The 19,606-nt window shown below is 69.8% G+C and carries 16 protein-coding genes; 7 read left to right on the forward strand and 9 right to left on the reverse strand.

Annotation, left to right across the window (positions count from 1 at the left end):
• Positions 1 to 3: 3 nt before the first annotated feature.
• Positions 4 to 1,002 (reverse strand): catabolite repressor/activator, encoded by a 999-nt coding sequence (gene cra, locus I4484_RS15590; protein WP_197448150.1) that lies wholly within the window; start codon positions 1,000 to 1,002, stop codon positions 4 to 6.
• 208 nt (positions 1,003 to 1,210) lie between these two features.
• Between cra and ptsP the strand changes: the two genes are divergently transcribed.
• From ptsP to I4484_RS15605, 3 genes are read left to right on the forward strand one after another with little or no spacing between them, the layout of a single operon-like run.
• Complete coding sequence (ptsP, locus tag I4484_RS15595; protein WP_197448151.1) at positions 1,211 to 4,087, forward strand: phosphoenolpyruvate--protein phosphotransferase; 2,877 nt, start codon at positions 1,211 to 1,213, stop codon at positions 4,085 to 4,087.
• Positions 4,087 to 5,061, forward strand: a complete 975-nt coding sequence (pfkB, locus tag I4484_RS15600; RefSeq protein ID WP_197448152.1) for a 1-phosphofructokinase — start codon at positions 4,087 to 4,089, stop codon at positions 5,059 to 5,061. Before ptsP ends, pfkB begins: the two co-directional genes overlap by 1 nt.
• Positions 5,058 to 6,803 (forward strand): PTS fructose-like transporter subunit IIB, encoded by a 1,746-nt coding sequence (locus I4484_RS15605; protein WP_197448153.1) that lies wholly within the window; start codon positions 5,058 to 5,060, stop codon positions 6,801 to 6,803. The genes pfkB and I4484_RS15605 overlap by 4 nt, the downstream gene beginning before the upstream one ends.
• A 185-nt stretch (positions 6,804 to 6,988) precedes the next feature.
• Here I4484_RS15605 and I4484_RS15610 read toward each other — a convergent pair whose 3' ends face one another.
• The 3 genes from I4484_RS15610 to zwf are packed head-to-tail and all read right to left on the reverse strand — an operon-like array spanning position 6,989 to position 9,854.
• Positions 6,989 to 7,651, reverse strand: a complete 663-nt coding sequence (locus tag I4484_RS15610) for a bifunctional 4-hydroxy-2-oxoglutarate aldolase/2-dehydro-3-deoxy-phosphogluconate aldolase (RefSeq protein WP_197448154.1) — start codon at positions 7,649 to 7,651, stop codon at positions 6,989 to 6,991.
• 15 nt (positions 7,652 to 7,666) lie between these two features.
• Positions 7,667 to 8,344, reverse strand: coding sequence for a 6-phosphogluconolactonase (gene pgl, locus I4484_RS15615; RefSeq protein WP_197448155.1), 678 nt, complete (start codon positions 8,342 to 8,344; stop codon positions 7,667 to 7,669).
• Position 8,345: 1 nt separating this feature from the next.
• Positions 8,346 to 9,854 carry a glucose-6-phosphate dehydrogenase gene (gene zwf / locus I4484_RS15620; RefSeq protein WP_197448156.1) on the reverse strand — a complete coding sequence of 503 codons (1,509 nt, stop codon included), beginning with the start codon at positions 9,852 to 9,854 and terminating at the stop codon, positions 8,346 to 8,348.
• A 196-nt stretch (positions 9,855 to 10,050) separates the two neighbouring features.
• Between zwf and I4484_RS15625 the strand changes: the two genes are divergently transcribed.
• The gene (locus I4484_RS15625; RefSeq protein WP_197448157.1) at positions 10,051 to 10,908 is read left to right on the forward strand and encodes a MurR/RpiR family transcriptional regulator; all 858 of its coding nucleotides are present in this window, start codon (positions 10,051 to 10,053) and stop codon (positions 10,906 to 10,908) included.
• Between the two features lie 21 nt (positions 10,909 to 10,929).
• Here the strand turns inward: I4484_RS15625 and I4484_RS15630 are convergent, their stop codons facing one another.
• The 5 genes from I4484_RS15630 to I4484_RS15650 all read right to left on the reverse strand — a co-directional run bounded on the left by I4484_RS15630 (position 10,930) and on the right by I4484_RS15650 (position 16,186).
• A complete protein-coding gene (locus I4484_RS15630) occupies positions 10,930 to 11,550 on the reverse strand; it encodes a 2-dehydro-3-deoxy-6-phosphogalactonate aldolase (protein WP_197448158.1) in 621 nt (206 codons plus the stop codon).
• On the reverse strand, positions 11,547 to 12,530 hold the full coding sequence (locus tag I4484_RS15635; RefSeq protein ID WP_197448159.1) for a 2-dehydro-3-deoxygalactonokinase: 984 nt from the start codon (positions 12,528 to 12,530) through the stop codon (positions 11,547 to 11,549). The genes I4484_RS15630 and I4484_RS15635 overlap by 4 nt, the downstream gene beginning before the upstream one ends.
• 10 nt (positions 12,531 to 12,540) lie before the next feature.
• On the reverse strand, positions 12,541 to 13,689 hold the full coding sequence (gene dgoD / locus I4484_RS15640; RefSeq protein ID WP_197448160.1) for a galactonate dehydratase: 1,149 nt from the start codon (positions 13,687 to 13,689) through the stop codon (positions 12,541 to 12,543).
• Positions 13,686 to 14,480 (reverse strand): FadR/GntR family transcriptional regulator, encoded by a 795-nt coding sequence (locus I4484_RS15645; RefSeq protein WP_197448161.1) that lies wholly within the window; start codon positions 14,478 to 14,480, stop codon positions 13,686 to 13,688. Before I4484_RS15645 ends, dgoD begins: the two co-directional genes overlap by 4 nt.
• A gap of 107 nt (positions 14,481 to 14,587) precedes the next feature.
• Positions 14,588 to 16,186 carry a solute:sodium symporter family transporter gene (locus I4484_RS15650; RefSeq protein WP_197448162.1) on the reverse strand — a complete coding sequence of 533 codons (1,599 nt, stop codon included), beginning with the start codon at positions 16,184 to 16,186 and terminating at the stop codon, positions 14,588 to 14,590.
• Positions 16,187 to 16,449: 263 nt separating this feature from the next.
• Here I4484_RS15650 and I4484_RS15655 point away from each other — a divergent pair, with 263 nt between their 5' ends.
• The 3 genes from I4484_RS15655 to I4484_RS15665 are packed head-to-tail and all read left to right on the forward strand — an operon-like array spanning position 16,450 to position 19,603.
• Positions 16,450 to 17,319, forward strand: coding sequence for a putative selenate ABC transporter substrate-binding protein (locus tag I4484_RS15655; RefSeq protein WP_197448163.1), 870 nt, complete (start codon positions 16,450 to 16,452; stop codon positions 17,317 to 17,319).
• Positions 17,319 to 18,083 carry an ATP-binding cassette domain-containing protein gene (locus I4484_RS15660; protein WP_197448164.1) on the forward strand — a complete coding sequence of 255 codons (765 nt, stop codon included), beginning with the start codon at positions 17,319 to 17,321 and terminating at the stop codon, positions 18,081 to 18,083. The genes I4484_RS15655 and I4484_RS15660 overlap by 1 nt, the downstream gene beginning before the upstream one ends.
• Positions 18,080 to 19,603, forward strand: a complete 1,524-nt coding sequence (locus tag I4484_RS15665; protein WP_234283731.1) for an ABC transporter permease — start codon at positions 18,080 to 18,082, stop codon at positions 19,601 to 19,603. Before I4484_RS15660 ends, I4484_RS15665 begins: the two co-directional genes overlap by 4 nt.
• The last annotated feature ends 3 nt before the right edge of the window (positions 19,604 to 19,606 follow it).

Here is a 19,606-nt window from a genome sequence, read left to right on the forward strand (position 1 = left end):
GAGTCATGAGGCGAACCTGACCGGCAGCCTGCGACGCAGCGTGCGCGGCACGACCTGCTGACCCACCCGGTAGTCGCCCTGCGAAGCCGCCAGGGCGCAGGTCAGCACCATCGCCGCCATGCGGTCGTGGTCCTGCACCGCCGAGTTGACCGGCAGCGGCAGGAAGTCGAGCAGGCGGCTGTCGCCGAAGGTGGCCAGGCGCAGCGTCTGCGGCAGGCCACCCTCCTCGAGCAGCACGTCGAAGACCCCGTCGAGCAGCGTGTAGGACGCCGTGACGACGGCATCCGGCAGGCCGTCATGCTCGAGCAGCTCGCGCATCAGCCGGGCGCCGTCGGCACGATCGTAGCGCTCGGCGCCGAGGATCAGCGGCGTCGCGCCGTGCCCCGCCAGCGCCCGCTGGAAGCCGGCCCGTCGCTCACGGCTGATGGAGAGCGCCGGCACCGCATCGAGCCAGGCGATGCGCGTCACCGACTCGTCGAGCAGCGAGCGCGTCAACTGCTCGGCGGCTTCACGATCGTTGCTCACCACGCTGGCAAAACGTCCTGGATCGAAGCCACGGTCCACCGCCACCACCGGCAGGCCTCCCTGCAGCAATTCGCCATAGAAGGGGTCGTCCATGGGCAGGCAACTGGCGGTGATCAGCACCTCGCAGCGCTGGGCACGCAGCGATAGCGCCAGGTCGCGCTCGGCGTCCGGCTGGTCGTCGGAGCCGACGATCAGCAACTGGTAGCCCTGCTCGCGGGCGCCACGCTCGAGGCGCTTGGCCAGGCGCGCATAGCTGACGTTCTCCAGATCGGGCACGATCAGACCCAGCGTGCGGCTCGAGCCACGCCGCAGTGCCGCGGCCTGGGCATCGACCCGATAGCGGTGCTCATGCACCACCGCCATGACCCTGTCCACGGTGTCCTGGCTGATGCGTCGCTCGGCGGCCTTGCCGTTGATGACGTAGCTGGCGGTGGTGCGCGATACCCCGGCCAGCCTGGCGATTTCAGCGAGAGTCATGGGTTTCCTCTGTGTCAGGGAGCGATTCTACGTCACGCCCGGGCCTTTCCGCCCCCTCCCAAAGTCTAAGTAAACGCGGCTTGCGAAACCAGATGAATCGTTCCAGCATGATTGATATGCAAGCTGACACGATTCAGCAAGAACGATCCGGACGATCCCGTTCGAGATGCGCCGGCTTGCCGCCTGAACGCGCCCAGGAGAATACACGATGCTCACGCTACGCCCCGAGGATATCCACCTCGACTGTCAGGCGCCCGACTGGCGCGCCGCGCTGGACCAGGCCGCCGAGTCGCTGCACCAGGCGGGACTGACCTCGCCCGCCTATCGCGACGGCTTGTTCCAGCGCGAGACCCAATCCTCGACCTATCTCGGCAACGCCATCGCCATTCCCCATGGCACGCCCCAGAGCCGCGAACACGTGCGTACCACCGGCGTGCGCGTGCTGCAGTTTCCGGCCGGGGTCGAATGGCATGACGGCCAGCGCGTGCACGTGCTGGTCAGCATCGCGGCCCAGAGCGACGAGCATCTCGGCATCCTGCGCCAGCTCACCCATGTGCTCGACGACGACAGCGTCGGCCAGCGCCTAGCCGAAGCCCGCTCCGCCGCGGAAGTCGCCGCGCTGCTGTCGAAGGCGCAGGTGGAAGCGCGGCTGGACGCCGAGACCCTGTGCCTCGGGTTTCCCGCCCGCGACACCCGCGAGCTGGCCCTGGCCGGAGCCGCCCGCCTGCGCCAGCTCGGCTGCGTCGAGAATCGGTTCGTCGCCGAGATGGCCGAGCGAGAGCCGCTTCCACTCGGCCAGGGGCTGTGGCTGGCCGCCAGCGAGCAGGGGGTGGAGAGTCCGGCGCTGGCCCTGGCCACCCCCGATACACGGCTGGCCAATGTCGGCGAAGAGGTAAAAGGCGTGTTCTGCCTGGCCGCCCAGGGCGACGCTCATCGCGGCCTGCTGGAGCGCATCCTGGCGCTGCTCGACAGCGGCGCCGCGGCCGAACTGCCCGGCGCCGACGCCGCCACCGTGCTGGCCCGGCTGGCGGGCGAGTCGGCTACGGCCCATACCCGGCTCGCTCGGGTGCTCAACGCCCACGGCCTGCATGCCCGCCCGGCCAAGCAGCTGGTGCAGGTCGCCCGGCAGCAGGGCCTGCCCATCCATGTGCGCCTGGCCGAAGGGGGCGGCGCCGCGGTGCCGGCCACCAGCCTGACCAAGGTGATCAACCTCGGCGCCCGGCGCGGCCAGCAGCTGGCCTTCTCCGCTGAGGGCGACAACGCCCGGGCGGCGCTCGACGCCGTCTGCCGGGCCGTGGCGGACGGCCTCGGCGAACAGGTCCTGCCCTTCGACGAGAGCCGCGAGCGCATCACGCCACAAGCGGACGAAGCCCCCGCCGAGCCGCTGCCCGACGATACCCCCCACCAGGGCGTGGCAGCCTCGCCGGGGCTCGCCATCGCTCCGGTCTTCGTGCTGCAGACACCGCGCTTCGACTACCCTCAGCATGCCGCCGATCCCGCCGGGCAGCAGCGCCGCCTGCAGGACGCCATCGCCGAGGGTGCGGCACAGCTCGAGGCGCTGGAGCGCGAAGCCCGCGGCGGCGAGGTGGCCCAGATCCTCTCCATGCACGAGGAGATGCTGCGCGACCCCGAGCTGTTCGAGGCGGCCCGCGAGGGCATCCAGGACGGCCGCTCCGCCGAGGCCGCCTGGTGGGAAGCCATCGAGACCGCCGCCCACGCCCAGGAGATGCTCGCCGACCGGCTGCTGGCCGAGCGCGCCGCCGACCTGCGCGACGTCGGCCGTCGCGTGCTCGGTGTCCTGTGCGAGGTAAAGCTGCCCGAGCCGCCGGAAACGCCCTACATCCTGGTCACCGACGATATCGGCCCCTCCGACGTGGCGCGCCTCGACACGCGCCGGGTGCGTGGCCTGCTCACGGCCCGCGGCGGTGCCACCGCGCACAGCGCGATCCTGGCCCGGGCGCTGGGCATTCCCGCGGTGGTGGGCGCCGGCGAGCGCGTGCTGACGCTAGCAGGCGGCGAGGAGCTGATCCTCGACGGCGAGCGCGGCCGGGTGATCCCGGCGCCCTCCGCCGAGCGCCGCGCGGCCGCCGAGCAGCGCCTGGCCGAGCGCCAGCAGCGCGAAGCCGAGGCGTGGGAGGCGCGCTTCGAGGAGGCGCGTACCCGCGACGGTCACCGCGTCGAAGTGGCCGCCAACCTGGGCAATACCGCCCATGCCGCCGATGCCGTGGAGCGCGGCGCCGAGGGCGTCGGCCTGCTGCGCACCGAATTCCTGTTCATGGCCCATGCCCAGGAGCCGGACCTCGACACCCAGGTCGGTGAGTACCGCGAGGCGCTCGAGGCCCTCGGCGGCCGCCCGCTGGTGGCCCGCACCCTGGACGTGGGCGGCGACAAGCCGCTGCCCTACTGGCCGGTGCCCCGCGAGGACAATCCCTTCCTCGGCCTGCGCGGCATCCGCCTGTCCCTGACCCGCCCCGAGGTGCTCGAGACCCAGCTGCGCGCGCTGCTGATGGCGGCCGCACCGGAGCAGGCGCCGAGGCCGCTGCGCATCATGCTGCCGATGATCAAGGACATCGCCGAGTTCCGCGCGGCACGCGCCATCCTCGACCGCCTGCTCGACGAGATCCCCGCCGCCGATCGGGCCACCGACGTACAGCTCGGCGTGATGATCGAGGTACCCTCGGCCGCCCTGCTGGCACCGACGCTGGCCGCCGAGGTCGACTTCTTCTCGGTGGGCACCAACGACCTGACCCAGTACACGCTGGCCATTGACCGCGATCACCCCGCCCTCTCGGCCCAGGCCGACGGCCTGCACCCGGCGGTGCTGCGCCTGATCGAGATGACCGTGGCGGCGGCCCATGCCCATGGCAAGTGGGTCGGCGTGTGCGGCGAGCTGGCCAGCGACACCCTGGCCGTGCCGGTGCTGGTCGGGCTCGGCGTCGACGAACTCTCGGTCAGCGCGCGCCAGGTACCGCTGGTCAAGGCGCGGCTGCGCGAGTTCGACCTCGCCGAAGCCCGCGCCCAGGCCGAGCTGGCGCTGGCCCAGGCCACCAGCGAGGCGGTCCGCGACGCCCTGGAGGTACGCTGATGGCCCGCGTGCTCTGCCTGACGCTCAATCCCGCGCTGGATCTTTCCGTGAGCCTGGAACGGCTGACGCCGGGCGCGGTCAACCGCACCCGCGAGACCCACCTGACGGCAGCCGGCAAGGGCGTCAACGTGGCCCGGGTGCTGGCCGATCTCGGCCACGACGTCACCGTGTCGGGCTTTCTCGGCGCCGACAACGACGGTCCCTTCCTGCGCGCCTTCGAGGCCATGGGCGTGGAGGACGCCTTCCTGCGCGTACCCGGTGAGACCCGTATCAACGCCAAGCTCGCCGAGGCCGACGGCCGGGTCACCGACATCAACGGACCCGGCGTGGCCATCGATGCCGCCGCCTGGCAGCGCCTGCTCGACGGGCTCGATACGCGCATCGACGATCCGCGACGCCGGCCCGACGCCGTGGTCATCGCCGGCAGCCTGCCACCCGGCGTGGCGCCGACCGATCTCGCCGGGCTGATCGCCCGCCTGCGCGGTGCCGGGCTGCCGGTATGGGTCGATACCAGCGGCGAGGCGCTGACCCGGGCCATCGAGGCGCGTACCACCGCGGTCAAGCCCAACGAGCAGGAGCTTGCCGCCTGGGCCGGCGAGAGCCTGGAGAGCGCCGAGGCACGGCTCAAGGCGGCACTGCGCCTCTATGCCGCCGGCATCGAGGAGGCCGTGATCTCCGCCGGCCCCGCCGGCGTGCTGTGGGTCAGCCGCCGCGGCGCCTGGCAGGCCATGCCGCCGCGCCTGGCGGTGGCCAGCACCGTGGGCGCCGGCGATACCCTGCTCGCCGCCCTGCTGCACGGTGTGCTCTCGGGCCACCCGCCCGACCAGGCCCTGCGCCTGGCCACCGCCCTTTCCGCCGAATCGGTTCGTCACCTGGGCGTGGGCAACCTCCACGCCGACGACTTTCCGCAACTCCAACAACAGACCCGCGTACGGCGCCTCAACGACGTCGACGCAGGGGGAGCCCTCGCATGAACGTGATCATCATTACCGCATGCCCCAGTGGCATGGCCACCACTTTCCTCGCCGCCCGTCGCCTGGAGCAGGCCGCCCGTCGGCTGGGTTGGCAGGCCAGCGTCGAGATGCACAGCCAGCTCGAAGCCGTCGAGCCCGTCCCGGCCGAGGCCATTGCTGCAGCCGACCTGATCGTGATCGCCGCCGACCAGGTCCCCGCCGCCGAACGCTTTGCCGGCAAGCGCCTGTTCCAGGCAAGCACCGACGAGGCACTGCCCGACCCCCAAGCCTTCCTCGAGCGCGCTCGGCGCGAGGCTTCCGATTACACACCGCCTGCCACGATGGCAACCGTAAGTGCCACGCCCAAGGCCGGCGGCAGCAGCATCGTCGCCGTGACCGCCTGCCCCACCGGCGTGGCCCATACGTTCATGGCCGCCGAGGCATTGAGCGAAGCGGGCAAGGCGCTAGGGCATGCGATCCGCGTGGAGACCCAGGGCTCCGTCGGCGCGCAGGACAAGCTCACCGATGAAGAGATCGCCGCGGCCGAAGTGGTGATACTCGCCTGCGATATCGAGGTCGATCCGACCCGCTTCGCCGGCAAGCGCATCTATCGCACCTCTACCGGCAATGCGCTCAAGAAGCCGCGTCCCACCATCGAGGCGGCGCTGGCCGAGGCCGAGGTGGAGGACGCCGCCGGCGCCACGCGTCGCAGCGAGGCGAAGAAGAGCCTCAAGGAGAAGGGCGTCTACAAGCACCTGCTCACCGGCGTCTCCTTCATGCTGCCCATGGTGGTGGCCGGCGGTCTGCTGATCGCGCTCTCCTTCGTCTTCGGCATCGAGGCCTTCGAGCAGGAGGGCACGCTCGCCGCGGCGCTGATGCAGATCGGTGGCGGCACGGCCTTCGCCCTGATGATCCCGGTGCTGGCCGGCTACATCGCCTATTCCATCGCCGACCGGCCGGGCATCGCCCCGGGCATGATCGGCGGCATGCTGGCGGCGGAGATCGGTGCCGGCTTCATCGGCGGCATCCTCGCCGGCTTCCTGGCCGGCTACGTGGCGCTGGCGGTGACCCGCCACGTGCGGCTGCCGTCGAGCGTCGAGTCGCTCAAGCCGATCCTGATCATTCCGCTGATCGCCAGCCTGGTCACCGGCCTGACCATGATCTACGTGATCGGCGAGCCGGTGGCGGCGATATTGGCTGGCCTGACCAGCTTCCTCGCGGCCATGGACTCGACCAACGCGGTGCTGCTCGGCATCCTGCTCGGCGCCATGATGTGCTTCGACCTGGGCGGACCGGTCAACAAGGCCGCCTACACCTTCGGCGTCGGCCTGCTCTCGACCCAGACCTACGCACCGATGGCGGCGATCATGGCCGCCGGCATGGTCCCGGCCATCGGCATGGGGATCGCCAGCTTCGTCGCCCGCCACAAGTTCTCCGAGCCGGAGCGCGAGGCGGGCAAGGCGTCGTTCGTGCTGGGGCTGTGCTTCATCAGCGAGGGCGCCATCCCCTTCGCCGCCAAGGATCCGCTGCGGGTGATCCCGGCCTGCATGCTGGGCGGGGCCATCACCGGCGCCCTCTCCATGCTGGTCGGCGCGCAGCTGATGGCGCCCCATGGCGGCATCTTCGTGCTGCTGATTCCCAATGCCATCACCCCGGTGTTGCTCTACCTCGGCGCCATTGTCGCCGGTTCGCTGATCACCGGCCTGGGCTACGCCGCGATCAAGCGCGGCGCCGCCCCGGTGGCCGTCGCCGCCAACGCCTGATACCTACCTGACAGGCGTTCCAGCGCTGGTGCATGCCGCCCAAGGGCGACATGCACCAGCGCATTTCCTCAGGCACCACCGATCGCCCCCTCAGGCGACAGACAAAAAAAGCCCGGCCGCGAGGCCGGGCGCAATGACAGCCACTGGCTGCCGAGAGAGCACGAGAAAGCGATCAGCGAAGCCGTTCAGTGATGAAAGCGCTGGGCGGCTTCCTTGGCGAGCTGGCGGATGCCGTTCCAGTCTTCGGCATCGACCAGCGACTTCGGCGTCAGCCAGGACCCCCCCACGCACATCACGTTCTTCAGCGCCAGGTAGTCCTCGGCGTTGTCGAGGGTGATGCCGCCGGTGGGGCAGAAGCGTGCCTCGGGAATCGGGCCGGCAAAGGCCTTCAGCGCCTTGACGCCGCCGCTGGCCTCGGCAGGGAAGAACTTGAAGCGGCGGTAGCCGTACTGCCAGCCGGTCATCAGTTCGGAGACGGTGGCCACGCCGGGAAGCATCGGTACCGGGCTGCTGACGCCGTAGCGATAGAGCGCCTCGGTGGTGCCCGGCGTGACGACGAAATCGGCACCCACCTGCTCGCTCTGGCGATACTGGGCCGGGGTCAGCACGGTGCCCACGCCGATGCTGGCCTGGGGCAAGGCCTCCTTCAAGCGGCGCACCGCCTCCAGCGCGCAGTCGGTGCGCAGGGTCACTTCGAGTACCGTGAGCCCGCCCTCGACCAGGGCGCGGCCCAGCGGCACGGCGTCCTCCACCCGCTCGATGGCCAGCACCGGGATGACCTCGGCCTTGAGGCAGATGCTGTCGAGTTCGGTGATACGCGTGGACGGCAGCTGTTTGTCGATGGTCATGAGCAAGACTCCAGTTCAGGGGGCCCAGTAGACGGCCAGCGGGCAGGAAAGAAAGGCGCGGATCGGCAGTTCGCGCAGGTCGTCGCCGGACAGGGCGCGGGCCAGCACGCTGCGCTTGTCGTCGCCGGTGATGTAGAGCACGTGACGTCGCGCCTGGTGCAGCCGGTCGGCGCTCAGGGAAATGCGTGCCTGGGGCTGGCTCGGCGTGCGCGCGGCCAGCACCGGGGCGTCGGTGGTGAGCCCCAGCTCCAGCTCGCGACTGTCGGGAAACAGCGAGGCGGTATGTCCGTCGCCGCCCATGCCCAGCACCACCAGGCTGGCCGGCCAGGCCAGCGCCTCGATGCGCCGGGTGACCGCCTCGACGCCCTGCTCGGGGGTCTCGTCATCGGTGGTCAGCGAGACGAAGCTGGCCGCCGCCGCCCGGTCCTGCAGCAGGTGGCGCCGTACCAGCAGGGCATTGCTCGCCGCGTCGGTCTCGCTCACCCAGCGCTCGTCGGCCAGGGTCACGTCGACCCGCTCCCAGGGCAGCTCCTGCCGAGACAGGGCCTGGAAGTAAGGCACCGGGGTCGAGCCGCCGGATACCACCAGCAGGGCCCGCTCCTGCTGCGCCAGGTCCTGGCGCAGCGCTTCACAGGTGGCTTCGGCGAGCTGCGCGGCGAGCTGTTGGCGCGGCTCGGCTGCAAGATCGGTCATGTCAGTAGTCCTCGTACCAGCTGCGCCCATCCTGGGTGATCATGGCGATGGAGGCCACCGGCCCCCAGGAGCCGGCGGGATAGCGCCGCGGCGGCTCGCCCATCTCCTTCCAGGCGGCAATCAGGCTGTCGCACCAGTGCCAGGCGTGCTCGACCTCGTCGCGGCGCACGAACAGGTACTGGCGCCCCTTCATCACCTCGAGCAGCAGGCGCTCGTAGGCGTCGGGAATGCGCGTCTGGGGGAAGGCGCTGCCGAAATCCAGGTGCAGCGGACCACGGCGCAGGCGCATCCCCCGGTCCAGCCCGCTGTCCTTGGTCAGCACCTCCAGTGCGATACCCTCGTCGGGCTGCAGGCGGATGACCAGCTTGTTGGCCGCCAGGTTGCGCTGGTCGGGGTCGAAGATGTAGTGGGGCTGCTGGCGGAAGTGCACCACGATCTGGGAGAGCTTCTCGGGCATGCGCTTACCGGTGCGCAGGTAGAACGGCACCCCGGCCCAACGCCAGTTGGCCACGCCGGTCTTCATGGCGACGAAGGTCTCGGTCTCGCTGTCGCGATTGGCGCCCTCCTCCTCGAGGTAGCCTGGCACCCCCTTGCCGTGGATGGTGCCGGCGATGTACTGGCCGCGCACCACGTCACGATTGAGCCGGGCCTCGCTGAAGGGCTGCAGCGCCTTGAGCACCTTGACCTTCTCGTCGCGGATGGCGTCGGCATCGAGGTTGGCCGGCGGGTCCATGGCGATCAGGCAGACCAGCTGCAGCAGGTGGTTCTGGACCATGTCGCGCAGCTGGCCGGCACGATCGAAGTAGCCCCAGCGCCCCTCGATACCGACCTGCTCGGCCACGGTGATCTCCACGTGGGAGATGTGGTTCTGGTTCCACTGGGTGCCGAACAGCGGGTTGGCGAAACGCAGCGCGATCAGGTTCTGAACGGTCTCCTTGCCCAGATAATGGTCGATGCGATAGACCTGGGACTCTTGGAACACTTCGCCGATGGCGTCGTTGATCACGCAGGAGGACTCGAAGTCGTAGCCGATCGGCTTCTCGACCACCACCCGGGAGAGCTCGTCGAGGCACTCGCCGGCCTGAAGGTTGCGACAGATCTCACCGTACAGGCTCGCCGGCACGGCCAGGTAGACGACCAGGGGGCAGACGACGGTGTCATGGCGCACGGCCTCGCGCCACTCGGCGATGGCGCGGTAGCCCTCGGCGGTAGCGAAGTCGAGCTGCAGGTAATCGAGGCGTGCCGTGAAGCGCTTGACGGTCTCGTGATCGAGCTCGGCGGGCTTGACGTAGGTCTGCAGGGTTTCGGCGATCCGCCGGCGAAAGGCGTCGGGCTTCAACTCCTGGCGCGCCAGCCCCAGGATGCGCGTGTCGTCATGCAGCAGGCCCTCGCGGTCGAGGTGGTAGAGCGCCGGGTAGAGTTTGCGCAGCGACAGGTCGCCCAGGGCACCGAACAGCGCGAGATCGATGACCGGCCGACTCTCTTCCTCTGGCCGCGTGGTTGCCTTCATGTCCGCCCCCATTTGGTTAATTTACACAAAAAATACGTAAAAACAGCCTGTCTATCAACCAATATTTTGTAATATTACGCTCATGATCGGTATTTCCGATAGCTCGGATCGCGCCTGACCGCGACTCCGCGATAGGATAGCCGTCGTTCATGTTGTTAAATCACTACATTATCAGCTTGAGAGAGTCCCTTCAGCCATGGCCCATCACGACCTGCTGCAACGAATCCGTCAACGCCTCGAGGAGCTCAACCGCTCCGAGCGCAAGGTAGCAGACGTCATCCTGGCCGATCCGGCCCGGGCCACCGGCCTGAGCATCGCCAGCCTGGCCCAGGCGGCGTCGGTCAGTGAACCCACGGTCAACCGCTTCTGCCGCAGCTTCAATGCCAAGGGCTATCCCGATTTCAAGATCAAGCTAGCCCAGAGCCTGGCTGGCGGCACGCCCTACGTCAGCCAGTCGGTGGAGCCCGGCGATGCGGCGGTGGACTACACGCGCAAGATCTTCGGCGCCACCATCGCCGCCCTTGACGAAGCCAGCCGCACCCTCGACCCGGACCGCATCGAGCGGATGGTGGACTACCTGATCCAGGCCAAGCAGATCCACTTCTTCGGCCTGGGCGCCTCCGGCGCCGTGGCCCAGGATGCCCAGCACAAATTCTTTCGTTTCAACCTGCCGGTCACCTCCTACGTCGACGTGCTGATGCAGCGCATGATCGCCTCGGCCTGCCACACCGGTGACGTCGTGGTGGTCATTTCGTGGACCGGCCGTACCCGCGAGCTGGTCGACATCGCGCGCCTGGCGCGCGAGAGCGGCGCCGTGGTGCTGGGCATCACCGCGCCCGGATCGCCGTTGGCCGCGGAGTGCACCGAGACGCTCGAGGTGCCCACGCCGGAGGACACCGACGTCTACATGCCGATGACCTCGCGCATGATCCAACTCACCCTGATCGACGTGCTGGCCACCGGCGTCACCCTGCGCCGCGGCGAGGACTTCCTGCCCCACCTGAAGAAGATCAAGGATAGCCTGCGCGACACCCGCTACCCGCCCCGCGGCTGAACGCCGCGTGACGCCACTGTATCATCTGGCCCCAGCCTCGCTACCGGCGGCCTGCCAGGCCGCCACCAGCGCCCGCGCCTGCCGGCACACCTGTTCGGGCGACTGCCCGGGGCGATAGAGGGCACTGCCCAGGCCGGCACCGTCCACACCGGCGGCACGCCAGGCGGCGAACTCCTCCGCACCGATGCCCCCCACGGCGTAGAGCCGGGTGCCGCCGGGCAGCACCGCGCGCAGCGCCTTCATGCCCTCTACTCCCACCTGCACGGCAGGAAACAGCTTCAGCCCCGTGGCACCGGCCTCCAGGGCATCGAACGCCTCCGACGGCGTCAGCACGCCGGGCCAGCTCTGCAGGCCCAGCCGTCGGGTCTCCTCGATCACCGCGGGGCGGCAGTTGGGTGATACCACCAGGCGGCCGCCGGCGGCATGCACTTCACGCACCTGGTCCGGGCTGAGCACCGTGCCGGCCCCCACCGCGGCGCGGTCACCCAGTGCCGCGGCCAGGCGGCGGATGCTGTCGAGCGGATCGGGTGAGTTGAGCGGGACTTCCAGCGTCGTGATGCCGGCGGCGAGGACGGCCTCGCCCACCGCCACCGCCTCGTCGGGGTTGATGCCGCGAAGGATACCGATCAGGGGCAGGGTCATATCCGTCTCCATGATGAGTTGTCACCACCGGCCCGTGCCAATCCCAGGCCGGCGAGCACCGCCGTGTCGCCGTCGAGGCGCCTGCCGGCATGGCCGAGCGTCTCGAGGGCCAGCGCATAGCGCTCGCACAGCGCCGCACTGCCGACCAGGGTCACGGGCGTAGCCGGCAGCTCGCATTGCATGCCGGCAAGCTCCAGACCGATGACGAGCCCCGAGAGGCGCGCCCCCAACCGGGCTCGCCGCGCCTCCCCGGCGGGCAGCGAATCGTCGAGCAGATCGGCGGCGCGCAGGCCGAACAGCCGCTGGGCGAAGCGTCCGGGCTCGGCGGCCGCCTCGCGCACCGCACCGACGAATGCCTCGCGGCAGCCCGGCGCGTCCAGCCCGGCCTCGGCCACCGAGTGCCGCAGCACCGAGCGGCTGGCCAGCAACCGGTAGAGCTCCCCGCTGAGCGCGGTAGCGAAGCGCATCACCGTGCCCGCCTCGAGCCAGGCCCACTTGGCGTGGGTGCCGGGCAGGCAGACCAGCCCCGAGAAGCCGGGCTCGCGCGCCACCAGGCCGGCCAACTGGGTCTCCTCGCCGCGCATCACGTCGAAGTCGCGGCCCGTGGCGTCGGCGTGCTGGCACAGCCCCGGCAGCAGGTGCACCTCGAGTCGCGCATCGCGCAGCACGGGAGCCACGGCGCCGCGAGCCAGGTCGTCCAGGCGCGTCGGCACCGGCAGGTAGGCCGCCTCGCGCCAGCCCTGACGGGCGCCGGCCATGCCGCAGACCCACACCGCCACGCGCCCGGAAGCGGACAGCCAGTCGCCGATCGCCTCCAGCAGTGCGGGTTCGTACTCCTGCGGCGCCAGGGTCAGCATGCCCTTGTCGCTGCCCGCGCGGGCCAGCACCTCGCCGCGCTCGTCCAGCCCCCAGGCGCGCAGGTGGCTCGAGCCCCAGTCCACCGCGACCCACGCCAGCCGCTCGCGTACCGCATCGCTCATGACGGTCTCCTCACCATTCGGCGATGGAGCCGTCCTCATGGCTCCACACCGGGTTGCGCCAGCGGTGACCCACCTTGGCCCGCTCCTCGACGAAGGCCTCGTCGATCTCGACGCCAAGGCCGGGCCCCTGGGGAATGGCACAGAAGCCCTCCTCGATGGCCAGCGCCGACTTGTCGACCAGGTAGTCGAGCACGTCGTTGTCGCGGTTGTAGTGGATGCCCATGCTCTGCTCCTGGATGAAGGCGTTGTGGCTGACCGCATCCAAGTGGAGCGAGGCGGCCAGGGTCAACGGGCCGAGCGGGCAGTGCGGAGCCAGGGCCACGTCATGGGCCGAGGCCAGCGCGGCGATCTTCAGCCCCTCGCTGATGCCGCCGCAGTGGGAGAGGTCGGGCTGGATGATGTCGATCATGCCGTCGGCGAGCAGGTCGCGGAATTCGAACCGCGTGTGCAGCCGCTCGCCGGTGGCCAGCGGGTAGCCCAGGCCGCCGGCGATGTGCTTCAGGCTAGGCAGGTGTTCGGGGGCCACCGGCTCCTCGACGAACATGGGGTGAAACGGCTCCAGTTCGCGCAGCAATGCCTTGGCCATGGGCCGATGGACGCGGCCGTGGAAGTCGATGCCGATGCCGACCTCGGGGCCCACCGCCTCGCGGGCCTCGGCCACCCGCGCCACCGCCTCGTCGACCTTGCGGTGCGAGTCGACGATCTGCAGCTCGGCGGTGCCGTTCATCTTGAAGGCGGTGAAGCCGCGCCCCACCAGCTCCCTGGCGCCCGCCCCCACGTCGCTCGGCCGGTCGCCGCCGGTCCAGGCGTACATGCGCATGCGCTCGCGCACCGCGCCGCCCAGCAGCTGGTGCACCGGCACGCCCAGATCGCGCCCCTTGAGGTCCCACAGCGCCTGGTCGATACCGGCGATGGCGCTCATCAGGATGGGGCCACCGCGGTAGAAGCCGGCGCGATAGAGCGTGTTCCACAGGTGCTCGATGCGGTGCGGATCCTGGCCGACCAGGTAGTCGGCGAGTTCATGCACCGCGGCCTCCACCGTGGCGGCGCGGCCCTCGATGACCGGCTCGCCCCAGCCGTAGCAGCCACTGTCGGTCTCGATCTTGAGGAATAGCCAGCGCGGCGGCACCTGCCAGGTCCTGAGTCGGGTGATCTTCATGTGGAGCGCTCCTTGGTGTCGGGTTCGGCCACCGGCGTGGTGGCGGGTCGTGAGGCCGCGTCGGCGACGATCCCCAGATCGACGGCGGTGCGCCGCAGCACGTCGGCGGCGGCCGCCTCGGCGGCGTCGGCGTCGCGGCGACGAATCGCCTCGAGCAGCCGGCCGTGGCGCGCCAGGCTGTCCTCCAGGTCGGCAGCAAGGGGCCGGAGGTGAGCCTGGGAGCGCACGATCAGGGCGATGATCGAAGGCCGCAACAGGTGTCCCATCTGGCGCCAGACCAGGTTGTGGCTGGCGCGGTAGACGGCATCATGGAAGGCCACGTCGTACTCCGCATGCCGCGCGCTGGCTTCCGGTCTGCCGGCGGTACGCCGCATGCCCTGGTAGGCCGCCTCCAGGCGTTCGAGATCCCCCGCGTCGGCGGCCTGGGCCGCCAGCCGCGCGACGGCCGGCTCCGCCGAGTGGCGAAAGGCGAAGATCTCGCGCAACAGCTCGGCGTCGGGGGCCTCGATCTCGGCCATCCAGGTACTCACCAGGGGATCGAGCAGGTGCCATTCGTCGATCTCGCAGACCACGCTGCCCCGCCCCGCGGTGCGCTCGACCATCCCCAGCGCGACCAGGGTGGCCAGGGCGTTGCGCACCTGGTTGCGGCTGACTTCGAAGTGTTGGCAGAGATCACGCTCACGGGGAAAGGTCTCGCCGGGTCGCCAGCGCCCGGCCAGCAACGCCTGACCCAGCAGCCGGGCCAGGCCATCGGCGCCGCCCTGGTGACGCGGCAGTGAAGCCAGTGTCATGAGGCCTCCTAGGAAAGCAAATGTCAGACATTTTACCGCGCAGCACGCCACCCCGCCAGCCTGCGGCACGTCGGGGCGGGCCGCTTCGCCGCCCGCCCCACGGGGGGCTAGACCCCGGCGAAGGCTGCGTAGATGACGATCACCAGCACCACCAGCAGCAGGCCGACGGGCACGGCGCCGCGCCAGGGGGTGAGGTCGACGTCCCCACTGTACTCGTGGACCCAGGCGGTCTCGCGCGGGCGCAGCTTGCCGATCAGCAGCATCATGGCCACCAGCAGCACGAAAACCCCGGCGACGAAGTGGAACTCGTGCATCACCAGCGGCAGCTTGTTGAACGGCGGCACGAAGTAGCCTGCGGCGATCAGCAGGCAGCCGCCGACCAGGGCGATCTTGGCCGCCATGGGCGGCACGCGTGTGGTGAGCAGGCCGACGATCACCACCGCGAGGATGGGGATGAAGTAGATGGCGTTCATCTTCTGCAGGTAGTCGAACAGGCTCTCCTGGCCGGCCAGCAGCGGCGCGATGGTCATGGTGGCGAAGGCCATGATCCAGCCGAACACCTTGCCCGACCTGACCACCTGCTCCTCGCTGGCCTGCTTGTTGAGCACGCCCTTGTAGAGCCCCAGGCTGAAGATGGTGGTGGTGCTGTTGAGCGCCGAGTTGAACGACGACAGGATGGCGCCGACCATCACCGCGGCGAAGAAGCCGGTGAGATAAGGCGGCAGCACGTTGAACACCAGGTGACCGTAGGCCTCGTCGGCCTGCACGCCCTGGTCGGCGTAGAGGTGGTAGGCGATGATGCCCGGCAGCACCAGGTAGAGCGGGCCGAGCAGCTTGAAGAAGCCGGTCAGCAGCACGCCCTTCTGCCCCTCGGCGAGGTTCTTGGCGGCGAAGGTACGCTGGATGATCTGCTGGTTGGTGGTCCAGTAGAAGAGGTTGATCAGGAACACGCCGGTGAAGAGGGTGGAGAACGGCACCTGCTGGTCGGAGCCACCAATGGAGTTGAGCTTCTGCGGATCGCTCTCCTTGAGCACCTCCCAGCCGGCGAGCAGGCCGCCGTCATCGCTGACCGCCTGCAGCCCGAAGTAGACGATGACGAAGCCGCCGACCAACAGCCCGACGCCATTCAGCGTATCCGACACGGCCACCGTGCGCAGCCCACCGAACAGGGCATAGACGGAGCCGATCAGCCCCACCCCCCAGACCGTCAGCCACAGCAGCAGCGTCGACGACTCGATGCCGGTCAGGCCGGGGAGGTCGAGCATGCCGAGCAGCCCCATGGCGCCGGAGTAGAGAATGATCGGCAGCAGAATCACCGCATAGGCGATCAGGAAGATGACGTTGCAGATCAGTTGGGTGCCGGCATCGAAGCGAATCAGCAGCATCTGCGGCAGGGTGGCGATACCGCTCCTGAGGAAGCGCGGCAGGAAGAACAGTGCCAGGGCCACTAGGGCGATCACCGCCACCACCTCCCAGGCCATGACGCTCAGGCCGTCGCTGAACGCCGAGCCGTTGAGCCCCACCATCTGCTCGGTGGAGAGGTTGGTCATCAGCAGCGAGCCGGCGATCAACGGGAAGGTCAGCGAGCGGCCGGCGAGGAAATAGCCGCTGGTGCTCGCATGATCGTCGCGGCGGGTCAGGCGCCAGGTGATGAAGGCCACCAGGCCGGTGAAGAACAGGAACGACAGCAGGGTCAAGGCATGCATGCGGGGACACTCCCTTGCGGATATCCAGCAGTCCATTGCGCCAGCACAAAATGTCTGACATTGGCGAATTCACTACATTCTAGGCAAACGCAGCGCTCCCGACATGCGCCTTTGGTCGAAAATTCTCCTGATGTTTATGGAATATTACTAACAAAACTTAAGGTGAGATCGTCCCCTGCCCGCCACTTCGGTGCCGGGGTTGCCAGCCGGACGGCGCGGCACAACAATAGCGCCTCCACCTCCGCTGTACTCAAGGATTCCCCATGCGCCGGATCGCCCTGACCCTCACGCTGCCTGCCATCGCCCTGACCCTGGCCGCCCCCGGGGCCCTCGCCGAGACCTTCCGCTTTACCGCCATCCCCGACGAGGACGAGGCGCGCCTGGTGGAGCGCTTTGCCAAGGTGGCCGACTATCTGGAGGAGCAGCTTGGCGTCGAGGTGGAGTACGTACCGGTGAAGTCCTACAGCGCCGCGGTCACCGCCTTCCGCAACGACCAGGTCCAGTTGGCGTGGTTCGGCGGGCTCTCGGGGGTGCAGGCGCGTCGCCTGGTGCCCGGGTCCCAGGCGCTGGCCCAGGGCAGCGAGGACGACGCCTTCGTCAGCTATTTCATCGCCCATGAGTCCACCGGCCTCGAGCGCGCCGACGAGCTGCCCGACGAGATCGAGGGCATGAGCCTGACCTTCGGCTCGCGCACCTCCACCTCCGGCCGGCTGATGCCGGAGCACTTCCTGCGCCAGCGCTTCGACAATGCCGATCCGGAGCGCTTTTTCTCCCGCGTCGGCTACTCCGGCGACCACTCGCGTACCATTGCGCTGGTGGAAGCCGGCACCTATGACATCGGGGCGGTCAACTACACCGTCTGGGAAGCCGCCGAGGAGGAGGGCCGGGTCAATACCGACCAGGTCCGAGTGATCTGGGCCACGCCGCCCTATCCCGACTACAACTGGACGCTGCGCGGCGACGCCGACGAGCGCTTCGGCGAGGGCTTTGCCGAGAAAGTCCGGGCCGCCTTTCTGGAAATGGACGACCCGGAGCTGCTCGCCACCTTCCCCCGCGAGGCGTTCATCCCCGCCGACAACGAGCTCTACGCCCCCATCGAGGAGGTGGCCGAGGCACTCGGCCTGCTGCGCTGATGGAGGGAGAGCAACGTCGCCTGCTGGTTCGCTTCGATGGTGAGGACATCGGGCATGGCGCGCATGTCGTCCTGCCACGCCTGACCCTCGCCCTGCATGAGGGCGAAAGGGTCGCGTTGCTCGGCCAGAGCGGCGCCGGCAAGTCGACGCTGCTCGGCGAGCTGCGCCGGCGGCTCGACCGCCAGGCGGCCTGGTGCCCGCAGCACCACGGCCTGGTGCCCCAGCTTGCGGTCTATCACAACGTCTTCATGGGGCGCCTGCCGGAGCATTCGGCGCTGGCCAACCTGTGGAACCTCGTGCGCCCACTGCGCCGCCCATGGCGCGAGGTGGCCGCCCTGTGCGATGAGCTGGGCCTGGCCGGCCTGATGCGCCGTCCGGTGGGCCAGCTCTCCGGCGGCCAGCGCCAACGGGTAGCCATCGCCCGGGCGCTCTACCAGGCCCGGCCGCTGTTCCTCGGCGACGAGCCGATGGCCAGCATCGACCCTCACCAGGCCCTGCGTCTGCTGGACCTGATCGATGCCCGCCACACCACTTCGGTCGTCGCCCTGCACCAGCGCGAGCTGGCGCTGACCCACTTCGACCGCGTCTGGGGCTTGCGTGACGGCCGTCTGGCGATCGATGCGCCCGCCGGCTCGCTCACCCTGGCCGAGCTGGACGCGCTCTACCCCGACGCCGATGCCGCGAGGCATGGCCCGGATGCGCTCGACGCCGATATCGGCGTGCCGGGCGTCGATGCTCTCCCCTGCCCTCGGGGGCGGTCGTGAACGACAGCCTGCCGGCCCTGCCCCCAGCGGGGTGGAGAGCGTGGTGGCGGGGCCAGTCGCCCGGCCTGCGCCTGGCCCGGCATACCCTGGGCCTGGTGGCGCTGGCGGTGCTGCTGGCGCCCTTCGCCGACCTGGCCATCCACACCCGCGATCCCTGGGGCGAGCTCGGCCGCATGGCGGCCGGCCTGGCGTGGCCCGCCTGGGGCGCGCTGGAGTCGCCCTTCTCGGCGCTCGGCCTCACCGTGGCGGTGGCGCTGTGGGGTACGCTTGCCGGGGTGATCCTGGGCTTTCCCCTGGCGCTGCTGTTCGCCCGCTCGCGGCTGGTGCGTGCCGGCTGCGCCTTCGTGCGCGCCATCCATGAGCTATTCTGGGCCCTTCTTTTCTTGCAGGTGTTCGGCCTCTCGGCGCTCACCGCGCTGGCGGCCCTGGCGATTCCCTACGCCGGCATCTTCGCCAAGGTCTATGCCGAGATCCTCGAGCAGACCCCGCGCGCGCCGCGCGACGCCCTGCCGCCCGGCAGCGGCCGGCTGGCCCGCTTCGTCTATGCCGAACTGCCGCTGGCCTGGACCCAGCTCGCCGCCTACACCCGCTACCGCTTCGAATGCGGCCTGCGCGCCAGCGTGCTGCTCGGCTTCGTCGGCCTGCCGACCCTCGGCTTCCATCTCGAGACGGCGTTTCGCGAGGGGCGCTACCACGAGGCGGGGGCGCTGCTGTGGCTGTTCTACGGGCTGATCGCCAGCCTGCCGTGGTGGGGGCACAAGCGCGTGATTCCGCTGCTGCTGGTGGGCGGCGCCTGGCTGCTGGGCCCCTGGCCAAGTGTGGAGGGGGCGCTGCTGTGGCGCTTCGTCTCCGAGGACATCTGGCCGGCGGCGCTGCTCGCCGGCGATTGGGCGGGGCTGGTGGAGTGGCTGTCGCGGCTGCCGTCGCTGGGACCCGCCATCGGCAACACCCTGCTGCTGGGGCTGCTCGGCACCGTGGGGGCACTGGCGGTAGCGCTGGTGCTATGGCCGCTGGCAAGCCGCCACTTCGGCAACCGTGCCACCCGCCTGGCCGGGCATGGCGTGCTGATCTTCCTGCGTTCGACGCCGGAACTGATGCTGGCGTTCATCTTCCTGCTGCTGCTCGGCCCCTCGCTGCTGCCCGCCTGGCTGGCCCTGGCGCTGCACAACGGCGCCCTGATCGCCTTCCTGGCGGCACGTCACGCCGATGCCATCACGCCCGGCATGCCGGGACTGCCCGCCAGCGGGCGGCTGGCCTACGAGCTGCTGCCGCGGGTCTACCCGGGCCTGCTGGCCCTGCTCTACTACCGCGCCGAGGTGATCCTGCGCGAGACGGCAATCCTCGGCATGCTCGGTGTCGCCACCCTGGGCTTCTACATCGAGGAGGGCTTCGACTACCTGATGTTCGACGTGGCCTTGTTCCTGCTGCTCATCACCGCCGCGCTCAACATCGCCGTGGACGCCCTCTCGCGGCGGCTGCGGCCGCGAGAGGCGCCACTAGATGACCCCTGCGCCCGCTAGGGG

The sequence above is a fragment of the Halomonas sp. SS10-MC5 genome, assembly GCF_015992245.1.
Lineage (GTDB): Bacteria > Pseudomonadota > Gammaproteobacteria > Pseudomonadales > Halomonadaceae > Halomonas > Halomonas sulfidoxydans.

Bases quoted from the DNA above. Each gene is read 5' to 3' on its own strand.
- cra (WP_197448150.1), bottom strand. From the start codon at position 1,002: ATGACTCTCGCTGAAATCGCCAGGCTGGCCGGGGTATCGCGCACCACC.
- ptsP (WP_197448151.1), top strand. From the start codon at position 1,211: ATGCTCACGCTACGCCCCGAGGATATCCACCTCGACTGTCAGGCGCCC.
- pfkB (WP_197448152.1), top strand. From the start codon at position 4,087: ATGGCCCGCGTGCTCTGCCTGACGCTCAATCCCGCGCTGGATCTTTCC.
- I4484_RS15605 (WP_197448153.1), top strand. From the start codon at position 5,058: ATGAACGTGATCATCATTACCGCATGCCCCAGTGGCATGGCCACCACT.
- I4484_RS15610 (WP_197448154.1), bottom strand. From the start codon at position 7,651: ATGACCATCGACAAACAGCTGCCGTCCACGCGTATCACCGAACTCGAC.
- pgl (WP_197448155.1), bottom strand. From the start codon at position 8,344: ATGACCGATCTTGCAGCCGAGCCGCGCCAACAGCTCGCCGCGCAGCTC.
- zwf (WP_197448156.1), bottom strand. From the start codon at position 9,854: ATGAAGGCAACCACGCGGCCAGAGGAAGAGAGTCGGCCGGTCATCGAT.
- I4484_RS15625 (WP_197448157.1), top strand. From the start codon at position 10,051: ATGGCCCATCACGACCTGCTGCAACGAATCCGTCAACGCCTCGAGGAG.
- I4484_RS15630 (WP_197448158.1), bottom strand. From the start codon at position 11,550: ATGACCCTGCCCCTGATCGGTATCCTTCGCGGCATCAACCCCGACGAG.
- I4484_RS15635 (WP_197448159.1), bottom strand. From the start codon at position 12,530: ATGAGCGATGCGGTACGCGAGCGGCTGGCGTGGGTCGCGGTGGACTGG.
- dgoD (WP_197448160.1), bottom strand. From the start codon at position 13,689: ATGAAGATCACCCGACTCAGGACCTGGCAGGTGCCGCCGCGCTGGCTA.
- I4484_RS15645 (WP_197448161.1), bottom strand. From the start codon at position 14,480: ATGACACTGGCTTCACTGCCGCGTCACCAGGGCGGCGCCGATGGCCTG.
- I4484_RS15650 (WP_197448162.1), bottom strand. From the start codon at position 16,186: ATGCATGCCTTGACCCTGCTGTCGTTCCTGTTCTTCACCGGCCTGGTG.
- I4484_RS15655 (WP_197448163.1), top strand. From the start codon at position 16,450: ATGCGCCGGATCGCCCTGACCCTCACGCTGCCTGCCATCGCCCTGACC.
- I4484_RS15660 (WP_197448164.1), top strand. From the start codon at position 17,319: ATGGAGGGAGAGCAACGTCGCCTGCTGGTTCGCTTCGATGGTGAGGAC.